The following is a 24,687-nucleotide window of genomic DNA, read 5'->3' on the forward strand; positions in this document are numbered from 1 at the left end:
ACTTCTTTGAACACAACTTGATATTTTTTATTATATCATATTAGTTGTTTGTGTAATTAATTTTGTTTGACTACTTAACAAGATAGAATAGTCTTCTCGCTGTCGAATTAATCGCTCGCCCTTAGCATCAATCAACACCTCAGCAGGGCGGGGGCGGTGCAGAAAATGTGACGACATCGCATAGCCGTAAGCCCCGCTATCCAAAATCGCGATCGCATCTCCAATTTTGAGTTTCGGTAGCCAACAGTTGCGCCCCAAATAATCCCGCGAATAAGTTGTGTTGCCGCAAATATCCGTTTCATGTCGCGATACATCGTCGGTTTCCCAAGTTGCTATCGCCCGATAGCCCTCGTGCACCGCAGGTACCGATAAATTTGATACAGTCGTATCCACGCCGACAATTTGCCGCTCGCCTAACCACTTCACCGACACAACTTTCGCAAGCAAAATGCCACAACCTGCGATCGCCGATCGTCCCGGTTCAATCACCAACTCGATCGGGCGAGATAGCGCACTCAATCGTTCAGTAATCGCCGCACCAAACTCCCGCCAGTCAAACACCGCACCGCCTCGATAGGGATAGCCAAAACCACCGCCAAAATCGAGGGTTCGCCAATCTGGCAACTGTTGGGCGATCGCAATTAGCCGATCGATCGCCTGCGTAAAAGCACTCGTGGCGTTAGTTCCAGTCCCCCGATAAAAATGCAATCCAGTAATCCTCAACCCCTGCTGCTGCGCGATTTCGTTGGCTTTCTCGAATTCGGCGGGACGCACTCCAATCCGACTGTCTCCCGTCAATTCCGGTGAGTTGAGGCGCAGTCCAATTTCGGCACGGATCGATCGCGATTGACTCCCGGAATATTCGCAAAAATCTTGGAGTTGTGACAGACTATCGAAGTTAAATCGATCAATCTTCCACTCGATCAATTGCTGAATATCCGCCCTGTTGAGGTTACTGCCGGTGTAGACGATGCGATCGCTCGTAAAACCCGCTTTCAGTCCCAAAAAAACATCCCCCGGTGTATTCGCGTGTAGCCCCCAACCAGCCTGCTGAATCAATTGCAACAGAGCAATATTGCCGTTGGTGACGCTAGCAAAATGAAACTGAACGTGCGGATAGTTGATCGATCGCGTAATATGGTCAAGGGTTTGACGGAGAATATCGGCCTGATACACATATAAGGGCGAACCATAAGTTGACAAAAGTCGCTGGGCCATTGCTTCGGAGAACGGCGGCGAATGTATTTTGGTTTCATTCTGTAGCAACGATTTGGTCATATAGAAGAAGTTCGGCAACGGATTTTGTAACGGATGTAACGGATGTAACGGATGTAACGGATGTCCGTCGGAAGAAGGAAGAAGGAAGAAGAAATAAGGAAGATTGTAAAATCGAGTGAATAGTAGTCAACAGTCAATAGTCAACCTCCTTCGATATTTCCAAATGCGTTGTCCGATCGCCGGTGGCAACCAAAACACATGATCAAGCGATCGCTTAACCGGAATTTCGCCTAAAACCTCGGTTCGCCATGCCTGCCACATCAGCAGCAACCAGAGATTGTTGCCAATATAGCGATCGCGCATTGCAACTCCGAGTTGTCCCGATAACATCGAGTCGGCCAAATGGGGCTGCCAGCAATTTTGCGATCGCAACAGATTTGGATTCAGCCGATCGCCGATCGCAGCCCAAAACTCCCGGTAATACCAAACCTTCAACGGCACACCCATCCCGCGCTTTTCCCGCCAGATAATTTCCGGCGGCAACCAGCGTTCGGCAGCTTTTTTGAGGATGTATTTTTCGCACGCACCTTGCAGCAGCAGCTCTCCTGGCAGTTGAAACGTCCATGCTGTGAGGTCGGGGTCGCAGAAGGGCGATCGCACCCACAAACCGCAAGCAAACGCCAATGCTGTTGCCCTCGGCTGAATATTTTGGGCACCTTTGAGCATCAGCGAAGCGCGCCGCAGCCTCGCTAGCAGGGAAGGACAGGTTTTGGGGTCGATCGCGTCTTGCAGGTAAACGCTCAAATCGTGAGACTGGATGCGATCGAGCATTTCTGGCGAAAAAATCTGTTTTTCATAACCATAAAATCGCTGAAATGTCCGCAAATACTGCTGTTCAAAAGTTTCTTTTCCGGCAGGATGTTCTGCACTGTAAACTCCGTTGGCAATCAAAGGCTTGTTTGTCCATCCAGCAAATAGCTGATCGCCATTCTCGCCATTGAATACAACTCGCACGTCTTGCGCCGCCGCCTGTTTGAGCAAAAACAGCGCGGCTGTTGTGCCATCTCCATAGGGTAAATCGAGGGCTTTGGCGGTTGGCCCGATCGCGCGCAGCACTGCATCGCCCGTCGCCGCCACTCGGATCAGCGGAATCTGGAAAAAGTCCGCCACCTGTTGGGCGTAGGGCAGTTCGGAATAGGCTTCGACACCAAAATCGAGGGCATAGGCGCGCACCTGCAAGCCTGCTTTCACTAGCAGCGCCGTCACCAGGGAAGAATCGATGCCACCGGAGAGTAAAACGCCCACGGGTTCGTCGATCGGCAAATCAGCTACTTGTCGATCGATCGCCTGTTGCAACAGCCCTTGCAATTGTGCGATCGCCTCATCCTCACGGCGCAGTAATTGGGGCGCTTCTTGCCAAGCCGATTGCAGCGATTCCCTAGAGGATAGCTTCGCCGCCCGTACTTTCGGCAGATCGTTAACATCGGCGATTTCCCAAATCATCTCGCTTCCGGCTGCTACTGATGCAATTTGCTCGATCGGCGTTAACGGCGCGGGCACGTAGGAAAAGCAAGCATAGCTGTGGAGGGCGATCGGGCTAATTTGAGGGGAAGCAATCAGCGGTAGCAGCAATTGCATTTGCGTCGAAAACCAAATCGTTTCTCCCAACTGCATCCAGTAAAGCGACACTCGCCCAAACGGATCGCGCCCCAGCCTTAGCTGTTTCGCTTCTACCGCCGCCCAAGCATCTCCCGGTAAATCGGTTAGCCCAAATCGCCCGCAAGCATTCAGCGTCACTGTGTCAGCCGTGAGTACAGATGCAGAGGCGATCGCCCATTCTGATAATTTGCCCTGCCGAATGCAGTAGTCTGGGGCTAAACGGCTGAGCGTTTTTGTGCGATCGTCCAGTCCCCAGTAGCCGATAAAATGTGAAGGTTGGTCGATCGCACCCATTAGATGTCTCCAATAATTATTGTGGAACAGGCATCTTGCCTGTTCAAAACAGGCTTTTTTGGATAAGTCTATTTAGATATCTCCAATAATCATTGTGGAACAGGCATCTTGCCTGTTCAAAAAAGGCTTTTTTGGATAAGTCTATTTATTTCACAGTGAAAGGTTCACTGCTGATGACGCGCCCATCCAGGGACATCCGAACTTCCCATTTGCCTGGGGCTGCAGCAGATCCGAGATCGTAAAAGCAGTGCGTATTCCAAACCGCAGTATCGATCGTGCGAGTTTGATACCTGCCCTGATGAACAACGTCACCGCTGGGGTTAATCCAATCGCATTGCAGAGACAACTGATTGCCGATCGGAGCATTTTTCAACGTCACCTGGTAGTAGATGCGGGGGTTGATTAGACGGTTGACTTGAGTAAAGCTGTCACCACCTTTTTTCGATAGCGCAATCCTATCTTCTCCTCCCACAACTTGAGCAGTTTTTTGTTGCTGATTTTGCCCGAACAGCACGCCTATACCGATCGCAGAGATAACAACGGCTGTCGAGGCGATCGCGATCCAACGGTTGCGTCGCTGCTGTTGTTCTAGGGCTTCGCGGCGGCGCATTTGGGCGATCGCATCTTCTAAAAGCTCATCAGGAAGATTCAACTCTCGTAAAATTTCTCTTACCTGATCGGGCTCCAATTCTAACTCGCGCTGCTGCGATAACTTGTCGATTTCAGCGACTACCTGTGCTAACTGAGCTTGAGTGAGCCGAGTTTCCATAAAGTTCACTATTAGTATCTGTAATGTTCTTTCCCACTAGAAAGTTAAATATAGCGATCGTCTCTCTCTTCTCGAACTCAGCGCCCTCTGCGCTCTCTGCGGTTAAATTACTCATATTATTCAATAAATATCTCTCTAAGTCAATTCATAAAAATCATAACCTTAACCTCATAAAATTCATATTTACAGTCCTGGACGCATGAGGACTCATGCGAAACCGGGTTTTTTTACGAAAAAACACGTTGCAACCCGCAGATTAGATAAAAAGCCCGGTTTCTTTGTCGGAGTGCGTCCAGAACTGACTTATATTAAATCCAGACTCGGAAACTCTTCTACTTGGTGGGAATCAGTTAAATTAAACTTTCCTAAATCTATTTTGTCCTGTTGGCGATTCAACCAAATTGCGTTTAATCCCGCATTTTTAGCACCACAATAATCTGCTTTGAAGCTGTCGCCGATATGCAACACATTCTCGGCAGTGCAGTTGTGCTTTTGCAAAGCAGCAGTAAAAATTTGAGAGTCTGGTTTTGCTGCACCAACCTCGGTAGAAATTGTCACTGATGTGAAATATTCGGCTAAATTTAGTGCTTTTAATACTGGATAAATTCGGGAATCGAAATTCGATACTACTGCTAATTCAATTCCTTGTTGCTGCCACTTATTTAAGGCTGGCAATACGTCGGGATAGACGAACCAAGGTTCGGCGGTGGCAAAATGAGCGTAGAGTTCCACAAAGAATTTGGGAAAGTCAGAAAATTGGTGGAAAATGCCTGCTATTTGGAATGCTTTTGCACAAACTGCTTGCCACCACTCAAATTCTAATTGGGGAATTTTTGCCGCTTCTATCCCTGGAAATGCCATCGGACTTGCTGAGGCGAAGCTTTGGGAAAATGCTGCATTTAACTCTTCACTCTTAACTGTTACTCCAAACCTCTGGGCTGTTTTTCCGTATACCTCGCCGACGCTGCCGCGAACATCAAATAGTGTACCGGCAGCGTCTAAAAAAATTACTTTAGTCATTTGTTATTTGTTATTTGTTTGTAGTAATAACTTTAGTCTTAATTGCCTAGGATTTTAGGTTTTAGGACTTCAGTCCTCACTACAAACTTTTTCAGTTGTGAGTTGTTTGCGGATTCACCACACCAGAATGATTGGCAATGTTGCCCGCAGGTTCAAATCTGCCTCCTAAATATTTGGCTAGGAATTCTTCGGCGATCGCATAAAAGTGCAGGCGATTTTCTGGCCGCGCAAATCCGTGTCCTTCGTCTGTATAAAGCACGTATTCTACAGGTTTGCCGGCTTGCTTCATGGCATTGACAATTTGCTCGCTTTCTGATTCTTTGACTCGCGGGTCGTTGGCACCTTGGGCGATTAGCAAAGGTTTCTGAATGCGATCGACAAAAAATAAGGGCGAGATCGATTTCAGAAACTCTGGTTCTGTTTCCAAATTGCCGACACGATGATACATATTTGCTTTGATCGGTTCCCAGTAAGGCGGAATAGTTTGCAGCAGTGTAATCAAATTGCTTGGTCCGACAATATCGACGGCGCAGGCAAAAACATCGGGACTAAAAGTCAATCCCACTAAGGCAGCATAACCGCCGTAGGAACCGCCCATAATCGCAATTTTATCGGGTTGGGAAATTCCTGTTTCTACCAGCCAATTAACTCCATCTAGCAAGTCGTCGTGCATCTTAGCGGCCCATTCGCGATTGCCGGCATTGAGAAAGGCTTTGCCGTAGCCGGTGGAACCGCGAAAATTGATTTGCAAAACGGCGTAACCTCGGTTTGCCAACCATTGGGCTTGTGAATCGTAACCCCAGGTATCGCGTCCCCAGGGGCCACCGTGAACAAGCAAGACTGTCGGTACGGGCGTTGAGACACCAACCGGTTTTGTCAGGTAGCCGTGAATGGTTAAACCATCTCTTGCGGTGTAAGAAATGGGTTCCATTGATGATAGCGGTAGCCCTTCGAGTTTGGGTTTGTTGCTGAACAGAAAGGTGAAGGTTTTGGAGGCGCGATCGTACACATAGTAGTAAACTGGGCCGTCGTCTGTCATGTAAGCGACTAGCCAAGTGGTATCGGCGAGGTTGCGGCTGGTGATGGAGAATTCGCCGGGGCGGAATTTGCCGATCGCCTCAAAATCCTCTGCTATGCTTTGGTCTAAAATCTGCCACTCTTGCTTGTCCTTGTAGAAGGAAACCGCCTGAATCTCTCGCTTGGTGGGGTGTCCGACAATGTTGCCGACATCGTATTCTGGGTCAGAGGCGAGATCGGTTTCTTGTTTAGTTTCTAAGTCTAATGCGATCAAACGTTCGGCGTTAGCATCATGATTGCCGATGATGTAAAGAATTTTGCCGTTTTCTGAGAACATGAGGGCACCGCCTTCCTCATCGGGCCCCCACCTTCGCAGGCTTTCCCAAGACTTGTCGGCAGTTTCCCGAAACACCAATTCTGATCCGCCGTCGGCAGTTGTGGCTGTGGCCGCCCGCACTTGGAATTGGGAGTCAGCAGTCCAACCGACGATGTTACCTGGATTGTCGGTGTCAAATTCAACTGCACCATTTTTGAGGTTGATGCGGTAAACGTCGTGTTTGCTGCGATCGCGGATGTTCATTCCCACTAATATTTCATTGGGGAATTTGCGGTCAAAGGCGATCGTATGAGCTTGAACGCCTTGAAATGGTGTCAAGTCGCGAACCAGATTTGACTGGATATTGACTAAATATAAATGCCAGTTTTCGTCACCCTCAGCATCTTGGAGATAAATTAGCTCTTCGCCGCTGTAAGTCCAGTAAAACATACGGATGCCCCGTTTTTTATCTGCTGTCAGTTGGCGATCGTCTGCTTGACCGACGGTACGCAATTGCACTTGCAAGACGTTGTGTTCATCTGGTGCAATGTAGGCGAGATACTTGCCATCTGGTGAAAGTCGTGGGCTAGTTTTTTCGGGATTTCCAAACAGAATTTCCCGCTCTATTAACGGTGGAAGTTCGGTTTTTGGCTGTTGTAATGTGGAAGTTTGCATTTTTTATCGTGGCTAATATTCTATTATCTACACTTCTCAAGGAAAAACTCGGTCTTTACCAAATCTGCGGGTAGTGTAGTAGTGAAGTAGTGAAGTAGTTGCGTGAAAAACCCGGTTTATGGATCGCCATCATAAGTCCTAGGATCAACAATCAACCGTCAACGGTCAACAGTTAACGGTTAACAGTTAACAGTCAACAATTAACTAACCTTTAAGCAAATCCTGAATCGGTTTACTAATCCAATTGAAACCAACTTTTAGTTGATGGTCAAATGTTGGCATCCGATAGAGATAAGCTAAGCGGCGAGCAATGTGGGCTAGTTGTCCGTCGAGTTTAATTCCTAAACCGGCTAGGGTGGCGTTGTCAATTCCTAATGTCATCATTTCTCCTAGGGGCTGATAGCGGAAAGGAAGTAATGGGCGGCCGGTGAGGGAGGCCCAAATGTTCCAGGCGGTGTAGTCAGCTTGCTGGAAGGCTGTTTGGGCTGTTCCGGGGACTTTTTGACCACTTGCATCGTGACATTCAGCTAAGTCTCCCAAGGCAAATATATCTGGATGGTCGATAATTTGCATTTGCGAATTGACTATTAATTGACCGCGCTGGTTTTGTTTGAGGGGTAGCGATCGCACTGCTTGACTAACTTGAGTTCCTACTGTCCACAGAACTATGTCTACGGGGAGAACATCTAATTGTCCTTTGTAAAGTAAGGATATTGTGTCCGCTTCGATCGCCTCTACTTCTGTTTCTAAGTCGATCCACACTTTCCGTTCTTCTAAAGCTTGGGTGGCGGCTTGGCGGTTAAACTCCGGTGATGTCCGCAGAATCATGTCCGCTTGCTCGACTAACCGCACGCGACCTTTTTCTCCGAGTCGATCGGCTAATTTACAAGCTAATTCTACTCCTGAATAACCGGCGCCGACGATCGCCACCCGAATTTTGTCGGTATTGCTGGCTTCTAAAAACCGCAGTCTTTCTTCTAAGCGGTAGGCGTCGTCGAGAGTGCGAAATGAGTAAGCATATTCAACCGCACCCTTGACCATATCTAGAGGGGTTTCGCCGCCTAAAGCTAAAACAAGGCGATCGCACGGAATTTCTGGCCCGTCGTGCAACTGCACTCGCTTTTCCTCCACATCGATGCCGGAGACAGTGCCTTGACAAAAGCGCACGCCTGTGTTTTCTAAGAGTTCGGCAAACGGCGGGGCAATTTCCCAGGTTTGGAGTTCGCCGGTCAGGAGTTCGTACAGCAGGGGAACGAACAAAAATCGATCGCGACGGTCAACTAGGACAATTTCGGGTTTTTCGGTTTTGGAGAAGGGTAACTGACTCAAGCGCAGGGCTGTGTAGAGTCCGCCGAAGCCTCCGCCGAGAATGCAAATCCGGGGTTGTTGTTGAGTCATGGTGTTTTGTTTGAGGGGCGATCGGTAGCAAGGAAACTTATCTTATTCTAACGAGACTGAGGGAGTGGGGGAGTGGGGTGGGGGAGTGGGAGTGGGAGAGTGGGGGAGTGGGAGAGTGGGGTGGGAAAATCTTCTCTGTTTCCCTCGAACCTCAACATCCATCCGTTAAATCCGTTAGACAATGCGTTTCCGAACAGTTTTCTACATCTCTAGCCTTGATTAGCTTTACCTATTACCCGCCCTCAAATTTTCTGAATGTTCGCAGAACTAATTTTGTACTATATTAGTTTATAACGAATTATTTCGCACATTAAATTCACTTTTTATAGGGTCATCTACTCTACCACTTGCCCCCGCACTCACAAGTGAAAAAAAACCATGCAAATTTCTTCCAATTCTTCTAAATTTAAGAACGGCGATCACAATAACGAAGACGGCTCATCTTTGTTAAAAAGCGAAGAACGATATAAAAATTTAGTAGCTAATATTCCCGGTGCTGTCTACCGCTGTACCTGCGAGTATACGGACGACGGGGAATTAACACGGACAATGGCGTTTTTGAGCGAGGCTGTTCAAGAAATCTCAGGCTATCCCTCTTCGGATTTTATCAACGATCGCGTCCGTTCTTTTTCCTGCATTATCCATCCTCAAGACCGCAAAAATGTGGATGCTACTGTCAAAAAAAGTGTAGCAACCAGAACTCCGTACATCCTTGAATACCGGATTGTTCGGGCTGACGGCGAAATTAGCTGGGTTTACGAAAAAGGCAAAGCTGTTTGCTGCGAGGCGGAAGAGGCTAGAGGAAAACAAGAGGGACAAGGGGAAATTGAGGGCTTTTTGTCGGCTGTGGTGTCGCCGGTTTCGCCGATCGCAAATTCTCTGTGTAGGGTTGTTTATCTCGACGGAGTGATTTTGGATATTACTGAACGAAAGCGAGCTGAGGAAAACCTGCGAAACACTCAAGAGTTTCTGAATGCGGTACTGCAAAATCTGCCGATTAGTGTCTTTATTAAAGATGCTGTCGAGCAAAAATTTATTTATTGGAATACTGCTAGCGAAGAATTGTTTGGCTATTCGAGGGATGAAGTGATTTTAAACAATGCTGCTGACTTGTTGAAGTCAGAGGAGGGAAATTACTTGCAAGCACAAGATTTAGAAGTGCTGGCAACGAGAAAAGGCGTCGATGTGCCCGAACAAACTATAGAACTTCCGCGCGGGGGAAAGCGGATTTTGCATACGAAAAAAGTTCCTTTGTTTGACGAGTCTGGCGCGCCTAAGTACATTCTGGGTATTGCTGAAGATATTACGGAAAGCAAAAAAACTGAAACAGAATTGTCGCGTTTGGCTATTGTGGCTCAAAAAACGCAAAATGGTGTGATTATTACTGATGCTCAAGGCTGCATTGAATGGGTGAATGAAGGATTTACTCGGATTAGTGGTTATGTGCTGGCAGAAATGCAGGGAAAAAAACCGGGTGATGTACTGCAAGGCCCTCAAACAGACCCACGAACTATTGCTAAACTGCGATCGGCTTTGGCTGCAGGCGTGCCGTTTAATCAGGAAATCTACAATTACAAAAAGGATGGAAAGGGTTATTGGGTGGCGCTTTCGATCGCCCCCATCTATCAAGAAAATGGGGAACTCGAAGGTTTTATTGCGGTGCAAACTGATATTACGGATCGCAAGCAAGCAGAGGAAACACTCAAGGAGAGGGAGAATTATTACCGCTGCATTGTTGAGACGGCTTCGGAGGGCGTTTGGATGTTTGACAGCGAAAGTATGACGACTTTTGCTAATTCTCGGATGGGCGAAATGCTGGGGTATACTGTAGAGGAAATGGTAGGGCGATCGCTATTTGAGTTTATAGACTGCGACTCTAGGAAAATAGCAGAAAGTTATGTCCAGCGCAGGCGGCAAGGCCTTCGTGAACGCCACGATTTTAAGTTTACTCGCAAAGACGGATCTCACTTGTGGGCGATCGTGTCGGCGACGCCGATGTTCGACAGTGAGGGCGAATTTTCAGGGGTTTTGCGGATGATTACCGATATTAGCGATCGCAAACAAGCCGAAGCAGAATTGCGCCAAACTCTCCAAGAGTTGGAATTTGAAAAATTTGCTTTGGATCAATCGGCTATTGTCTCGAATACCGACGAATTCGGAGCCATTACCTATGTCAACGAGCAATTTTGCGAACTCTTTAAATATTCCCGAGAAGAACTTATCGGCAAAACCCACCGACTTGTGAATTCTGGTTATCACCCACCCGGTTTTTTTAAGCAGCTTTGGTCAACCATCCGCCAGGGAAAGGTTTGGCGGGGAGAAATGAAAAATCAAGCTAAAGACGGCACATTATTCTGGTTGGATACTACGATTGTACCTTTCTTAAATACGAACGGCGAACCCCATCAATATGTAGCAATTCGTAAAGATATTACCGATCGCAAACACGCAGAAGAAGCGGTGCGGCTTTCCGAAAGTCAATTGAGGGCTAAAAATCAAGAATTGGCAAAAGCCCTACGGGACGTACATAAAACTCAAAGCATGATGGTTCAAAATGAAAAAATGGTAAGTTTGGGGCAATTAGTCGCTGGAGTTGCTCACGAAATTAACAATCCAGTTAGCTTTATTTACGGCAATGTTACGCACGCTGACGATTACTTTAAAGACTTGCTAAAAATGGTGCAACTTTACCAGCAGGAATACCCGCATCCAACACAGGCAATTCAACAAGAGATAAATGATGCTGATTTTAATTTTCTGCTCCAAGATTTGCCGAAACTGTTAAACTCTATGAAAATGGGAGCCGAGCGAATTCGCCAAATTGTGCTGTCACTGAAGAATTTCTCGCGCTTGGATGAAGCGGAACAAAAACAGGTAGACATTCACGAAGGGATTGAAAGCACTTTGTTGATTTTGCAACACAGGTTGAAAGAAACCGCAGGGCATCCTAAAATTCTGCTGATCAAAGAGTTCGGAAATTTGCCGCGCGTACAGTGTTATGCGGGACAGTTGAATCAGGTTTTTATGAATATTATAGGCAATGCAATTGATGCTTTGGAAGAGGCAATGGAGACTGGACAGTGGGCGGAGGGGGAAGAGGCGCCTATTCCTTATTGTCCTTCGCCGACGCTGCGGATTTGTACGGATGTAAAATATGAACAGGATGCTTTGATGCAGGCAGATTCTGCTGTTTCTGATGCTTCGATTCGGAATCCTTCTCATATTGTGATTCGGATTGCTGACAACGGCCCGGGGATTCCGATAGATGTTCACGAAAGGCTATTCGATCCGTTTTTTACTACGAAAGAACCTGGTAAAGGTACTGGTTTGGGGCTGTCGATTAGCTATCAAATTGTGGTGGAAAAACACGGTGGGCAGCTTAAATGCCATTCCGCACCGGGTCAAGGCACGGAATTTGCGATCGAGATTCCTGTGGGGAATAGTCAGTAGTCAGTAGTCAGTAGTCAACAGTCAACAGTCAACAGTCAACTAATGAAATATAACGTAATTTATGATGGTAATTGCAATCTATGCGTTACCTTGGTCCAGTTACTAGAAAATTTAGATAAAGGCCAGAATTTTGAGTATATTTCCATGCAGGATTTAGAGGAATTAGAGCGTTTTGGGATAACTTCTGGTGACTGCGAAATGGGGATGATTTTGATAGATGCGGAGAATCCAGAACGTCGCTGGCAAGGCAGCGATGCGGCGGAGGAAATCGGACGGATATTGCCTTCTGGCGAGGTGTTTGTGGCTGCTTATCGGGCAATGCCGGGGATGAAGTGGATGGGCGATCGCGTGTACGAACAAGTCCGCGACAACCGCTATACTTTGTTTGGCAAGCGATCGACTACTTACAAATCTGTTTATCCGGTTGGCTGTAGGTCGATCGACAATTGCGACAATCGGGACTAATACCAAATCCAGCTTATTTCTTAGTCCGCTTGGAGTGGACTTCGTTCGACAAGAAGCGATTTCAATCGCCGAATGATTGATTAAACAAATCGAATATCTGCTGGCAAAAGTCTTTGAGTTTTTGCGCCGACTCCACCGCAGGTTCGGTTAGGCCGAGAAAATTCCAATTTTCCACAGTAGAAAAGTGCCACTGCTGACCGCTATGATCGTAACCTGCTGCCTCAACCCCGATCGCCCGCCGATATCCTTCCACCGGATCTTGGTAAAATCGGATTTGAATCAAGATGCTGCGGCTTTGCAACAAGCGGCTTCTACCGGGAAAATGGAAGCCAATGTCGATCGAATCTGGATCTACAAGTTCTCTGGTATCCTGGTCATTCATCCAAGGTTTCAAATCCACTTTTGCATCCGGGAATTCGGACTTGAATAAATTAACAACCGCAGCAATTTTGCTGGCAACTTCTATATTTTTGGCTTGTTCGGCAGCGTTCACTCGAAAAACTCCTATCAAATATAGTTATTACATTTAGCTAATAATGTAACTGCATACTGCCGAATGTAGACTGTGAACAGCGGACTTTTTCAGAAATAATTAGGCATTGACAAATTTTCATATATGTGTTGTGCCGTTTTTAGCTGAGTCTCGATCCCCCTAAATCCCCCTTAAAAAGGGGAGTAGGGGTTGACTTTGAGCAGGCTCTTGTCCCCACCTTATTAAGGGGGGTTAGGGGGGATCTGCGGGTTTTAAAACACGCCATAGTTCCATAATCTTAATTCACGGGAAGGGCGATCGCAAATTCCGAACCTTCTCCCAGCACCGATTCGCAAGTTAGTTTACCGCCGTGGGTTTCTTCCACAATTTGCCTGCTAATAGACAACCCCAAACCCGTACCTTTCCCTACTCCTTTAGTAGTAAATAAATGGTCAAATATTTTCGACTTGACCTCCGATGACATCCCTTGACCGTTATCTTTGATTGTAATCACCACGCTGTTGTTATCCTCGGAGACTTGAGTGATAATGGCGATCGTATTCGGTAAAGCTTCAATTTCAGCATAAGTACGACCCTGATTGAATTCGTCAAAACACTCGATCGCATTTGCCAGCAAATTCATAAATACCTGATTCAGTTGCCCAAAATAACATTTAACTGGCGGGATATCTCCGTATTCTTTGATAATTTTAATCGCGGGGCGAGTATCTTTAGCTTTCAGACGATACTGTAAAATCATCAAAGTGCTGTCGATGCCCTCATGAATATTTGCTGATACTTTATTCGCACTGTCAGCGCGGGAAAAAGTCCGCAAAGACTTGCTAATATTGCGGATGCGTTCTGTACCTGATTTCATGGATAAAAGCATTTTCGGCAAATCTTCGATCAAATATTCTAAATCAATCTCCGATGCTTTATCTTCTAACTCATTTCCTGGATTAGGAAATTTTTCTTGGTAAAGTTGTAAGCAATCAATCAAATCTAAGCTCGCCTCAGCAGCAGCATCAAGATTGCCCGCAATAAAACCAAGCGGATTGTTAATTTCGTGAGCAACCCCTGCAATCAAGTTGCCGAGAGCCGACATTTTTTCGCTTTGAATGAGTTGCAGTTGCGCCTGTTGCAATTCATTGAAAGATTTTTCTAACTGTTGAGATTTTTCTTTCTCGCGTGCGTACAAAACAGCATTTTCTACAGCAATAGCAACTTGAGAAATTAACACTTTGAATACTTCTACTCTCTCTGCTGTAAAAGCTCCTACTGCCAAAGCATTTTCTAAATAAATTATTCCGCGCCGCTGAGATTGATAAATAATCGGCAAACAGAGAATTGATTTTGGTTGATATTTCTGAATGTAGGTATCTACATTAAAAGGTTCGGCGACAGTCGCATTGTCTAAAACCAGATGCTTTTGAATGCGGTGTACGTAATTTATCACAGACAGGGGAACATCTTGACGATTTTCTACGGGAATAGAGGGTAAAAGTGTGACTGTATCCTCCGCATGAGTGCCAGTAGCTTCTATGCAGAGGATATCATTTTTCAGCAGCAGCAGCACTACTTTTTGAGCAGCCGCATTTTCTAAAATAATTTTGATTAATTTGGTCAACAATTTTTCGAGAACAATTTCACCGTTAATGGCTTCCGCCGACTTAATAAAAGTACCTAAGTCTAAGAAATCGCCTAAACTACTACTGGTAGTATTTCCCGTGGCAGTGCGGGTGACATCGAGAGTTGGGGTTTGAATTGTGCGCGTCTGTGCTGCTAAGAAAGGATGTGTTGATTCTAAGTGTTTAACTTTAGCTAGGGCACCCCAATGGATATATCCATAATAGGCTTTAGTCAGATATGCTTGAGAAACTATCTCTTTACCCAAAGCTTGATAAAATTCTCCTGCTAATTCATAGGCTAATGCTTCCTCTTGAATGTAACCGTTTTTGGCTGCTCCATCAATTGCGCGATCGTACAATTCCATTGCTTCAGTATTTTGCCCTAAAACTCGCGCTGTTTCCGCTGCTACCAAGTCGTATTTGTGTTGATAATTCATCGGAGCATCAACTGCACATTTTTTCATCTTTTTTTGGTTGTGTACAATTTTTTTTAGATATGGCTTTTGCTCCCCTTTGTCAGCTTGGGGATACAAAGCCAGCAGACTGAGAGAGGAGTAAAAATTATTCAGGGAAACTACATAAATTCCGGCTGCGACTTCTTCATATTTCTCAAATAACCTTGAAGCTTCCAAGGCTTGCGCGTAGTTTCTGAAAATAAAATTAAGCTGAGTTTTGGCATTATAAACCAAACTAACTAAAAAAAAGTTTTTAGATTCTATTAAAACGGGGAGCGTTTTTAATTCATTAAAGTTATCGCCGACTAAATGGCAGGGTTCGACAGATTGACCGCGCAAATTTAGGGCTGTCTGCCTCCCTATACTTATATACTGTACCGCCATTTCAAGTTGAGATTGCTGCATTAGTTTCATATATTTACCAGTCTCCTGCTCCACCAAATCTAGAGGCTCTCCTATCGACAGTTTTTTTAGGCAATATTCGCCTATAGAATAACCAGCATATTCCAACTCTCCACTTTCTATTCCAGCTTGAAAACCTTCTTTGAGATCGCCTAACCCTGACTTGACAGAGGCTTTCCAGTGGTTAATAAAAGAACCAAAGACTGTATAAACTCTACTTTTGATTGAACGGGAGGGAAATTTGTCTAACAGCCTAATTGCCAGTTGACCGAATTGGTATGCCGAACTACTGTCCCCTAGCTTGTACATAACTACGCCATAAAAAACGTAGGCATTACTCGCATAAGGCGAATTACCATATTTAATGCACAGCTTGACCATCCTAGATGCCAGTAGCGGTAGCAGGCGGGGTTTGGCCTGAATAGCACTGCTGAGAATCCCTGATAAAATCCGCATGGCTGCTTGTTTTTCGGGATCAATCATTTCTGGCAAGTTAGCTAAATCCTCAATTCGTTTCAATCCCAAGCTCAGTTTGGTATTACTCACTGCCGCCACAATATTTAGCGCGTGGGGATTTTGAGGAAAAGAAATACCTAACAGCTTCAGCACTTCCAGTCCTGTATTGAGTGCTTCTACAAGTCTAATTTGAGCGTTATAAGACTGAAGTTGAAGTTGATAAACATTCACTTTTTCCAGTAATGTTTTAGCTTTTTGCACTACAATATCAACCAGATTTTTTGAATCTTCATAGTTGATATTTAAGTATTCAGCTTCTGCAGTTGACTCGTAAATGGCTAACGTTAAGTCATAGTGGCTTTGCCAAGAATCCGCAGGCAATAATTCCATAGCAACCCGCAAATACCTAACAGCAGCTTCATAAGCCGCCGCCGCTTTTGCCTTGCGTCCAGCAGTTAAATTTAATTGTGCCAACTGAGTTTTTTCTGACTGTTGGCTAATCGTGTCAATTCCGACATTCAATTGATTGACGATATCAAAGATGTTTTCTTCTAGCTTGTCTAGTGGAGTATTCTGTAAAAGTAATTGACCGATTTTTAAATGGGTGGATTGCTTTTGGTCTTCGGGAATTAGCGAATATGCCGCTTGCTGAACGCGATCGTGCAAAAATCTGTAACTAACCCGCGAAGTGTCTAACTTGAGATTGATTGATTCGGCTCGATCGAAAACTAAAGGAATGCGATAAGCATCGCTCAAGGGCAGAATTAACCCGGATTGCAAAGCTGAATAAAGTTCAGTTGCTGTAGTATTAGCTGACTTTTCGCTAACAAGTGACAGCACATCTAAAGCAAATTTATCTCCCACGCAAGCTGCAAGCTTCAACACTTCTTGCGTGGGTGCGGGCAGCTTTTCAATGCGAGAAGCTACCAGTTCCACCACACTTTTATCGGTGATTCCGATGGCTTGAATTTCATCGATACTCCAATACCAGCCCGTTTGACTTCCCTCATTTGTAATGTGATTAAATTCAAATTTCAAAAGAGAGTCTTGATAAAGTGCTTGGAGTAATTGGGTCAAGAAAAAAGGATTGCCGCCCGTTTTATTCCAGATTAACTCGGCTAGATTTGTTACTTTTTCTGTGCAAGTGTTAAGTGTTTCAGTGACTAATTCTGTCACATTTGCTAAATCCAGCGGTTGCAACACGATATTGTTGACTATTGTACCAGTTTTTTCAATTTCTTCTACAGTCTGAATTAAGGGGTGGGTCGGACTAACTTCATTGTCTCGATAGGCACCGATTAGCAACAAATATTCTTGGTCAGGGTCAGTGATCAGTATTTGCATCAACTTTAATGTTGCTGAATCTGCCCACTGCAAATCGTCTAAAAAGATAACTAGGGGGTGTTCTTTTTGGGCGAAAACGCGAATAAATTCTTTGAATACCCGATTGAATCGATTTTGGGATTCTACAGGAGCGAGTTCTGGGACTTCTGCCTGTTTGCCGATGATTAATTCAACTTTTGGAATTACGTCGGCAATTACTTGACCGTCTGTTCCCACTGCTGTTAAAATTTTATTGCGCCATATTTCTAAGGAAAGTGCACTTTCAGTTAGTAATTGTCGCAGCAAGGAGTTAAATGCTTGGATTAATGAGGCATACGGAATGTTGCGTTTTAATTGGTCAAATTTGCCGCTGATGAAGTAACCTTTTGACCTGGTAATTGGTTTGCTAACTTCATTTACTACGGCTGATTTACCGATGCCTGAGTAGCCTGATACTAGCATTAATTCGCTGCTTCCTGATGCGGGCGAATTTTGTTCTAAGGTTGCTGGTTTTTCTGACAAATTGTTGGCTAAACCTGCTCTTACACGTTCAAATGCTGCTAGCAATTCATTTACCTGATTTTCCCGACCATACAATTTTTGGGGGATTAACAATTGGCTGAGAATATCTAAGCGTCCGGGGATGAAGTCGGCAATTTGTCCGGTGGTTTCTAACTGATGCAAAGAAATTTCTAAGTCGGCTAACAAGCCGACCGCACTTTGATATCTATCTTCGGCATTTTTTGCCATCAATTTCATCACTATCTCTGAGATGGCGACAGGTATTTCTGAATTGATTTGATGGGGATATATTGGTTGAACTGCGATGTGGCTGTAAACTATTTCTAAGGGATCGTTGCTCCAGAAAGGCAATTTTCCTGTCAGCATTTCATATAATGTGATGCCAAGGGAATAAAAGTCTGTGCGGTAGTCGAGGGTGCGGTTCATTCTCCCGGTTTGTTCGGGTGACATATAGGCTAATGTGCCTTCGACTGAGTTGGGATTGTTAAATTGCGGATTTTCTTTGTTGAGTTTTGTAGCAATGCCGAAGTCGGTGATTTTTACTTGTTTTGTTTGCGAGTTAATTATAATATTGCTGGGTTTGATGTCTTTGTGAATAATGTGATAAAAATGCAGGTATTGTAACGCTTTGACTATTTGGATGGCGATGTTTAAATTGGCTTCCAGGCTCAAGGTTCCTCTTTCCAACAGTTTTGCGAGGGATTCGCCGCCAAAGTCTTCTAAAACGATTCCGAATCGGTGGTCAAATGTTTCGAGACTGATGGCTTTGACGATTTGTTCGCTGTCTAAATTTTGGCGAATTTGATATTCGTGTTTGAGCCTGGTAATGGCTTCGAGGGTGGGATATTCGGCTTTGAGGACTTTCAGAATTGCTGGGGGCGCGTCTGTCGGTGTTTGTCCGCGATAGACTATTGTTTCGACGCCTTCGTGCAGAGTAGAATTTATTTGGTATTCGGATAAGGTTAACATAACTTAAGTTATAAATTACAGGATCTAATTATCATTAGATTAACACTACTTAATCTGAATTTTGTGTGATTCTGATCGTGTATTTGGCGATTTCCAATCACACAGAATATACACTAAGTGAAAATGTGGGCTTTGTCGTTGGTGTCAACAAACATCATAAATGAAATATTGGTCTTGTGTGTGAGTCCCGGATGCTTTCGCTGCACCATTTTTCAGGGGGATGGGAGCGATCGCACTCCGCCTAAAACAGCAGGAGATGGGAGCGATCGCACTCCGCCTAAAATAGGCAATTGAACGAGTTCTCAATCGCTGACTACCGTAACTTCACAGATAGTAGAAATAGATTCCGGTTCAGGCAAAATACGCACGCGGGCAAATTTTAAACCGCTAACTCCTTGTTGTGATTCTACCATGCCAGTCTGAACTTTTGGCTCTACCCAACCTTCGCGAGACAAGTAGCGCAAGTATTGCTGATATTCTTCCCACTCCTCCTCGGTAGAATAAACAACAGTCAACATCCCCGACTGGGTAATCCGCTCTTGTGCGTCTTTGTCAACGGCTTTTTCTATCCGCTTTTTTACAAGTTCGTAGCGGATGTCACGAGTGCCTTTGACATCAAACATTTTTTCGGTATTTTCGTTGTGAAAAATGTCGATCGTGGTATTCTGCACTAAGACTAAATGTGCGAGTTCCATGTTGATTTGAGACTCGGCTTGCAGGCGAAAAACTGTGCGGCCACAATCGCAAATTGCTCGCAGTTGTTCGTACCGCAAACTGTGCAGGTGAAACTGGCTGAATTTGGGGTCGATCGATTTTCCTACATAAATCATGTGATCCATCCCGTCGGTGCATTCGATGTCGCAGTAGTGGGGCAAAATTTGCTGCATTTTTTCTTGCCAGCGGGCCCAGGTTTCTTGGAGTTTGGTGCTGATTAAGTTCAGCATTTGGTCGTAGCGGTTGCGATCGCTGTAAACGCAGTTATGTTCATTTTCACAGGCTGCTTGGTAAGCTTCAACGGCTGCCTGAACCTTGGGCCCGCACTGCACAAAATAGTCAAAATATACTTCTAAATGCTCGTTTAAATACTCGGCGGCTCGCACCTCCATATCGACTGTTACTTTTTGTTTTAAATGCTGGATGTAGTCGAGCAAGTCGAGCCTCAGTTGCTCGCCGAGGTGAGTAGTTTGTGTTTGGCAAACGGCATCAGCTATGACTAAACCTAAGCGGAATTGTTCGAGCAAATCAGTTTGAATGGCTCGGTTTCTTTCGTCGCTAGAACCGCGAATGTCCGAAATTCCGTACAGCGGATGAACGTCCGCAAATACGATTGTTTCTGGAGGTAGTCCCCAACTTCGCCTTTCTGCTTCTTGGGCGAACCGCCACTCGACTGCGGGGTGGATATTGTGAATGTGGGTAAACCGCTCCTGGATGGCTTGCCGCAGGGCTGCAATGAAGGCGGGAATGAGTTCTTGGGCGTGTTGAGCGTCAATGCCGTTGAAGTGGTTTGGCCGATCGCACAACAGCCCGACAACACCCAAAATCCGCTGCCCGCGCCCCTCGCGGGTGACGGATTTGACTACCAGGGGCACCAGCAGCATCGATCGAGTTCCCATTCTCCGCAAAGTTCGATCGCACTCGGTTTCGCACTCCCTACGCAAGTCTGGCACGTTCCAAACTTGATTTGCTGCTGTCGCCTTCAAAAAGTGAGAAGCTTCTAGGGAGTGCATTGAATAAAGAATCGGCTGCAAATGTTGGCCGTCTTTTGCAACTAATAGCTGTACCTGTTCGCCGTCGGGCCGCAGCAGCAAAGTGCCGTCAGCATTGAAGAGCGATCGCAAACACCGATCGATTTTCTCAAATTTGTCTGGCCGCAGCATCGAATCTTGATCGATCAATAACTGAGTCAGCCGCCGAATTTGCTCCTGTACGGTGACATCAAAACCTTCTAACACCAGCAAACCTTCTACGCGGTAATTATCCAACTGCAATCGATCGGCTAAATTTTCCAGTTGATTCGGCTGCATCAGCCAAGCTTCCCGTTCCGCAACAGGCATTAATCTTAAAGAAACATCCGCAAATTCATCTATTTTTGAGTCAATTCGAGTAATTTTTAACTGTTCCGAACCCAGCCAAAATTCTATAAATCTGGGTTCTCGGTGTTTGGGGTTTTTTACACTGGCCGTGACCGGTTCGTCTAGCACCCGCAAACCGTCGATGTCAATTTGATAATATTGCTTAAATACCCAGTGCAAAAGGTGGCGGCGGTACAATTGTTCTGCTGTTTTACCGTCCCCATCCTCGAACATTTCCAGCAGAGTGATGTCGGTTTCTGCAAACAAACCGTTGATAGATTGAGTTGCCAAGGACGTTTCTTCCCAACCGGCCAAGCGGCAAAATGCTGCGTTAGCGTACCGCAGGGCAAAAGTTCCTGGTTGCATTACTGCGATTAAAACGCGGCGATCGCCGAGAAATTGAAACAATCGCTGTAAATCTTGTTTCCATGTTTTCAAGCGTTCTATTTCAGAAGATTGACTGGGTACTTGGCCCGCCAAAGCTTCCAGTAGTTGTTCTATACTTGGTTCGCTGGGCAGATTGTTACTGTCTTGCTTTGTTGGGACGATATCTGTCGCTGGCAGTGATTTTACGGAGTTGTTGTTTTGATGGGAAGATTTAGGAGTAGACATGAGTAAAACACCTGAAAGCAGTGGATTTTGCCAAAAAATGTCAGCGATCGGCGATTATGGCTTTGTAAAGAGCTTATATCCTGTTTGTAAAGTTTGTGTATGGGTATCGGAAACTGGGTTTTTTCTCGGACGATGGGCCCAGGGACTTTTACTTTTATTCACAAACAACCTCTCAGTCTCGACGTTATAGGTGATATTAACCTGTTTACCGCCTGGGGGGTAACACCCATTATAAGCGGTAGACAGTAGCGGATAGTGTCAGCAACTCATGCTATTTGACTCAGAGGCGAGCTCTATAGCAGATTTGGGTTGAAGGAAGCACAGCCCTGGTAATTGGTAATTGGGAATTGGGAATTGGTAAGTTATACGATCGCGTAGCCGAAGTATTGGTAATTGGTAATTGACTATAAGCCAGCAGGCTGCTTGTCATTAATTTAGGAAATAAAAGTTGTGGCAGAAATACAAACATACTTGCTATTTGGCAAGCAAATAATTAAAATGTCTAATACAGCTAACAGGATTTTTGAAAGGACATAGTTATGGCTTTAACGGTTAACAATCTCATTGGCGATGTGACGGGATTTCCTGTATTTGCTGGCGGCGGGCCACGTCTTTTGGGATTCGCTACACCCGATGAGATTGACGTAGAGAATGGAAATTTGTCGTCTTTTCCCTGGGGAGTTTGGGGACTTGACGGCAACGATACTATAGGAGGTTCGTCGGATTCCAACGAACGTCTGTTAGGAAATAACGGCAATGATATTATCGGTGGTGGCGGCGGAAATGACATAATTTACGGCGGGAAAGATGACGATCGCCTGGATGGAAATGATGGCAACGACGTAGTTAGGGGCGACGCCGGAAACGACATTATCTTTGGAGGCTCCGGGAACGATATCCTGCGGGGAGGCCAAGGAGACGACGATTTAGACGGCAATGACGGCAACGATTTCTTAGCAGGCGATCGGGGAGTTGACGTGCTCACGGGAGGCCTCGGTGCTGATATATTCGTGCTCAGAAGCAACGATGAAGCATTTGGTATAAATGGAGCAGATGTCGTTACCGATTTTAACTTTGACGAGGGCGATCGCATCGGTTTGACGGATGGTTTAACAGAACAAGACCTTTTCTTTGAAGACGACAATTTGATTGCTTACGATAACGACGGAATTATCAACGACATGGTGATTGAAAACATAACTACCGGACAGATTGTGGGGATAGTTTTAAATACCAACAGCTTTGAACTTACTGGTGCATTTGAACAAGCGAGTCCTTTTGCATTGGCAGTTAACGGTTCTCAATTCCAGTTTTTGGCTTAGTTATTTGTAGGGAATTAGACGGGCTATAGAGCGGGTTCCGGGTAGGGGACACGGCACTGCCGTGTCCTTACAGATAGCGGGCAATCAATCTATACGCAACCGTACTTTGCAGAATTGATATTAAAACATTTATCCCTTTAGAGATTTTTTTGGCTCATCATTCCTCAAAGCCGTCGCATCCTTGAGACGGAGGTCATTAATTGAAAAAGTCGAAAAAGGCGATCGCACCATCTTCACAGTCCAAGTAGCGATCGCAGAATACATAAAAACTCACATTTTATAGCAGTTTTAAGGACAGGCAAGATGCCTGTTCCACAATATATGAATTTTAGGGCAATAGTTTTAGGAACAGGCAAGATGCCTGTTCCACAATATATGAATTTTGTGGCAGCAGTTTTAATAACAGGCAAGATGCCTGTTCCACAATATATGAATTTTCTTGTGGGCCGTTGCTCCTAGCCCGCCCTGAAAGGATTATTCAAAAATTAGCAAAACATTAATCCAAACATCCGCATTTAGCCTTAAAATTAAAAAGACTGACTAGCCAACAATGCCCTATGTTTGAAGCCCTTGCCGATCGACTCGAATCCACCTGGAAAAAACTGCGCGGACAAAATAAAATCTCCGAGTCCAACATCCAAGACGCGCTCAAAGAAGTCCGCCGCGCCCTCCTGGAAGCCGATGTCAACCTCCAAGTCGTCAAAAACTTCATCGGAGAGGTAGCGGCAAAAGCACAAGGAGCAGAAGTCGTTTCAGGCGTCCGTCCCGACCAACAATTTATCAAAATCGTCCACGACGAACTCGTGCGCGTCATGGGGGAAACCAACGTACCCCTCGCCACCGCCGACTCCGGGCCCACAGTTATCCTGATGGCAGGTTTGCAAGGAACCGGGAAAACCACAGCTACCGCCAAACTAGCGCTGCACCTCCGCAAACAAAATCGTACCGCACTGCTAGTCGCAACCGACATTTATCGACCAGCCGCGATCGACCAATTGCTCACTCTCGGCAAACAAATCGACGTACCAGTATTTGAATTAGGCAAAGACATTGACCCCGTAGAAATTGCCCGCCAAGGCATCGAACACGGCAAACAAATTGGCATCGATACCATCATCGTCGATACCGCAGGCCGCCTGCAAATCGACCAAGACATGATGGCAGAATTGGCCCGCATCAAACAAACAATACAACCCCACGAAACGCTGTTAGTTGTTGATGCCATGACCGGCCAAGAAGCAGCAAATTTAACCCGCACCTTTCACGAACAAATCGGCATTACCGGCGCAATCTTAACCAAATTAGACGGTGATAGTCGTGGCGGTGCAGCCTTATCCGTGCGGCAAATATCCGGCGCGCCGATTAAATTTGTCGGCGTCGGCGAAAAAGTGGAAGCTTTGCAACCATTTTATCCCGATCGCATGGCATCGAGAATACTCGGAATGGGCGATGTCTTGACCCTCGTAGAAAAAGCGCAAGAAGAATTCGACATCGCCGATGCCGAAAAAATGCAAGAGAAAATGCTCACGGCAAAGTTTGACTTTACCGACTTTCTCAAACAAACCAGACTGTTAAAAAATATGGGTTCCCTCGGCGGCATCCTGAAAATGATTCCGGGGATGAACAAACTCTCAGACGAACAAATGCGACAGGGAGAAGTGCAGCTAAAACGCACCGAAGCCATGATTAATTCCATGACAGTTGAAGAACGCCGCAATCCCGAACTTTTAGCGAGTTCTCCATCCCGCCGCCGCCGCATCGGCAAAGGCGCAGGCTACGCTGAAAACGACGTAACCAAGCTGGTCAGCGACTTCCAGAAAATGCGTACTATGATGCAGCAAATGAGTCAAGGCAACTTTACAGGAATGGGAGGATTGCCGGGAATGCCCGGAATGCCAGGAATGGGCGGCCCCGGAATGCAGCCTGGTTCCCGTGGCTATATGGGTGCCCAGCAGAAGAAGAAAAAGAAAAAAGATAAGCCTAAAAAAGGTTTCGGACAGTTGTAAAAAGTAGGGGCTGGTTTCACTAAATAATTGCCGACCACCGATAATCTCGTAAACCAGCCCCCACCCACCCCGATCTTCGTTTATTAGTATTAGTGGAAGATGTAATAACTATTAAACTTTAACTCTTTTATTGTTGCCAGTTTATACGTAAAAAAGCCTGTAATTAA

Annotated in this window: 14 protein-coding genes; 4 read left to right on the top strand and 10 right to left on the bottom strand. The window is 45.6% G+C overall.

The genetic code is table 11. The features are described 5' to 3' along the window. Positions 1-30 precede the first annotated feature (30 nt). The 6 genes from QUA04_RS10875 to QUA04_RS10900 all read right to left on the bottom strand — a co-directional run bounded on the left by QUA04_RS10875 (position 31) and on the right by QUA04_RS10900 (position 8,366). Positions 31-1,278: a decarboxylase gene (locus QUA04_RS10875; protein WP_333256591.1), complete on the bottom strand. Its 1,248-nt coding sequence runs from the start codon at positions 1,276-1,278 to the stop codon at positions 31-33. A gap of 126 nt (positions 1,279-1,404) precedes the next feature. After that, positions 1,405-3,171 (bottom strand): asparagine synthetase B family protein, encoded by a 1,767-nt coding sequence (locus QUA04_RS10880; protein ID WP_333256594.1) that lies wholly within the window; start codon positions 3,169-3,171, stop codon positions 1,405-1,407. A gap of 145 nt (positions 3,172-3,316) precedes the next feature. Beyond that, positions 3,317-3,940: a DUF3859 domain-containing protein gene (locus QUA04_RS10885; RefSeq protein WP_333256597.1), complete on the bottom strand. Its 624-nt coding sequence runs from the start codon at positions 3,938-3,940 to the stop codon at positions 3,317-3,319. Between the two features lie 303 nt (positions 3,941-4,243). Then, entirely contained in the window at positions 4,244-4,960 is a 717-nt protein-coding gene (locus QUA04_RS10890) for an HAD-IA family hydrolase (protein ID WP_333256600.1), read from the bottom strand. 91 nt (positions 4,961-5,051) lie between these two features. Next, complete coding sequence (locus QUA04_RS10895) at positions 5,052-6,968, bottom strand: S9 family peptidase (protein WP_333256604.1); 1,917 nt, start codon at positions 6,966-6,968, stop codon at positions 5,052-5,054. Between the two features lie 204 nt (positions 6,969-7,172). Then, positions 7,173-8,366, bottom strand: a complete 1,194-nt coding sequence (locus QUA04_RS10900; RefSeq protein WP_333256606.1) for an NAD(P)/FAD-dependent oxidoreductase — start codon at positions 8,364-8,366, stop codon at positions 7,173-7,175. A gap of 378 nt (positions 8,367-8,744) precedes the next feature. Between QUA04_RS10900 and QUA04_RS10905 the strand changes: the two genes are divergently transcribed. Together QUA04_RS10905 and QUA04_RS10910 are read left to right on the top strand one after the other, a co-directional pair. Further along, positions 8,745-11,816 carry a PAS domain S-box protein gene (locus QUA04_RS10905; protein ID WP_333256609.1) on the top strand — a complete coding sequence of 1,024 codons (3,072 nt, stop codon included), beginning with the start codon at positions 8,745-8,747 and terminating at the stop codon, positions 11,814-11,816. Positions 11,817-11,858: 42 nt separating this feature from the next. Next, positions 11,859-12,281: a DCC1-like thiol-disulfide oxidoreductase family protein gene (locus QUA04_RS10910; protein WP_333256612.1), complete on the top strand. Its 423-nt coding sequence runs from the start codon at positions 11,859-11,861 to the stop codon at positions 12,279-12,281. 61 nt (positions 12,282-12,342) lie between these two features. On the opposite strand, the gene QUA04_RS10915 is transcribed toward QUA04_RS10910, so the two are convergent. The 3 genes from QUA04_RS10915 to QUA04_RS10925 all read right to left on the bottom strand — a co-directional run bounded on the left by QUA04_RS10915 (position 12,343) and on the right by QUA04_RS10925 (position 21,192). Next, positions 12,343-12,774, bottom strand: a complete 432-nt coding sequence (locus tag QUA04_RS10915) for a hypothetical protein (protein ID WP_333256615.1) — start codon at positions 12,772-12,774, stop codon at positions 12,343-12,345. Positions 12,775-13,051: 277 nt separating this feature from the next. Next, positions 13,052-18,508, bottom strand: a complete 5,457-nt coding sequence (locus tag QUA04_RS10920; protein ID WP_333256618.1) for an AAA family ATPase — start codon at positions 18,506-18,508, stop codon at positions 13,052-13,054. Between the two features lie 302 nt (positions 18,509-18,810). Next, entirely contained in the window at positions 18,811-21,192 is a 2,382-nt protein-coding gene (locus QUA04_RS10925) for a GAF domain-containing protein (protein WP_333256621.1), read from the bottom strand. 539 nt (positions 21,193-21,731) lie between these two features. Here QUA04_RS10925 and QUA04_RS10930 point away from each other — a divergent pair. Beyond that, the gene (locus QUA04_RS10930; RefSeq protein ID WP_333256624.1) at positions 21,732-22,514 is read left to right on the top strand and encodes a calcium-binding protein; all 783 of its coding nucleotides are present in this window, start codon (positions 21,732-21,734) and stop codon (positions 22,512-22,514) included. 129 nt (positions 22,515-22,643) lie between these two features. On the opposite strand, the gene QUA04_RS10935 is transcribed toward QUA04_RS10930, so the two are convergent. Continuing rightward, on the bottom strand, positions 22,644-22,778 hold the full coding sequence (locus QUA04_RS10935; protein WP_333256627.1) for a hypothetical protein: 135 nt from the start codon (positions 22,776-22,778) through the stop codon (positions 22,644-22,646). 293 nt (positions 22,779-23,071) lie between these two features. Here QUA04_RS10935 and ffh point away from each other — a divergent pair, with 293 nt between their 5' ends. Next, positions 23,072-24,520 (top strand): signal recognition particle protein, encoded by a 1,449-nt coding sequence (ffh, locus tag QUA04_RS10940; RefSeq protein WP_333256630.1) that lies wholly within the window; start codon positions 23,072-23,074, stop codon positions 24,518-24,520. Positions 24,521-24,687 lie beyond the last annotated feature (167 nt).

It is taken from the genome of Microcoleus sp. S13_C5 (assembly GCF_036700845.1).
Taxonomy (GTDB): Bacteria; Cyanobacteriota; Cyanobacteriia; order Cyanobacteriales; family Microcoleaceae; genus Microcoleus.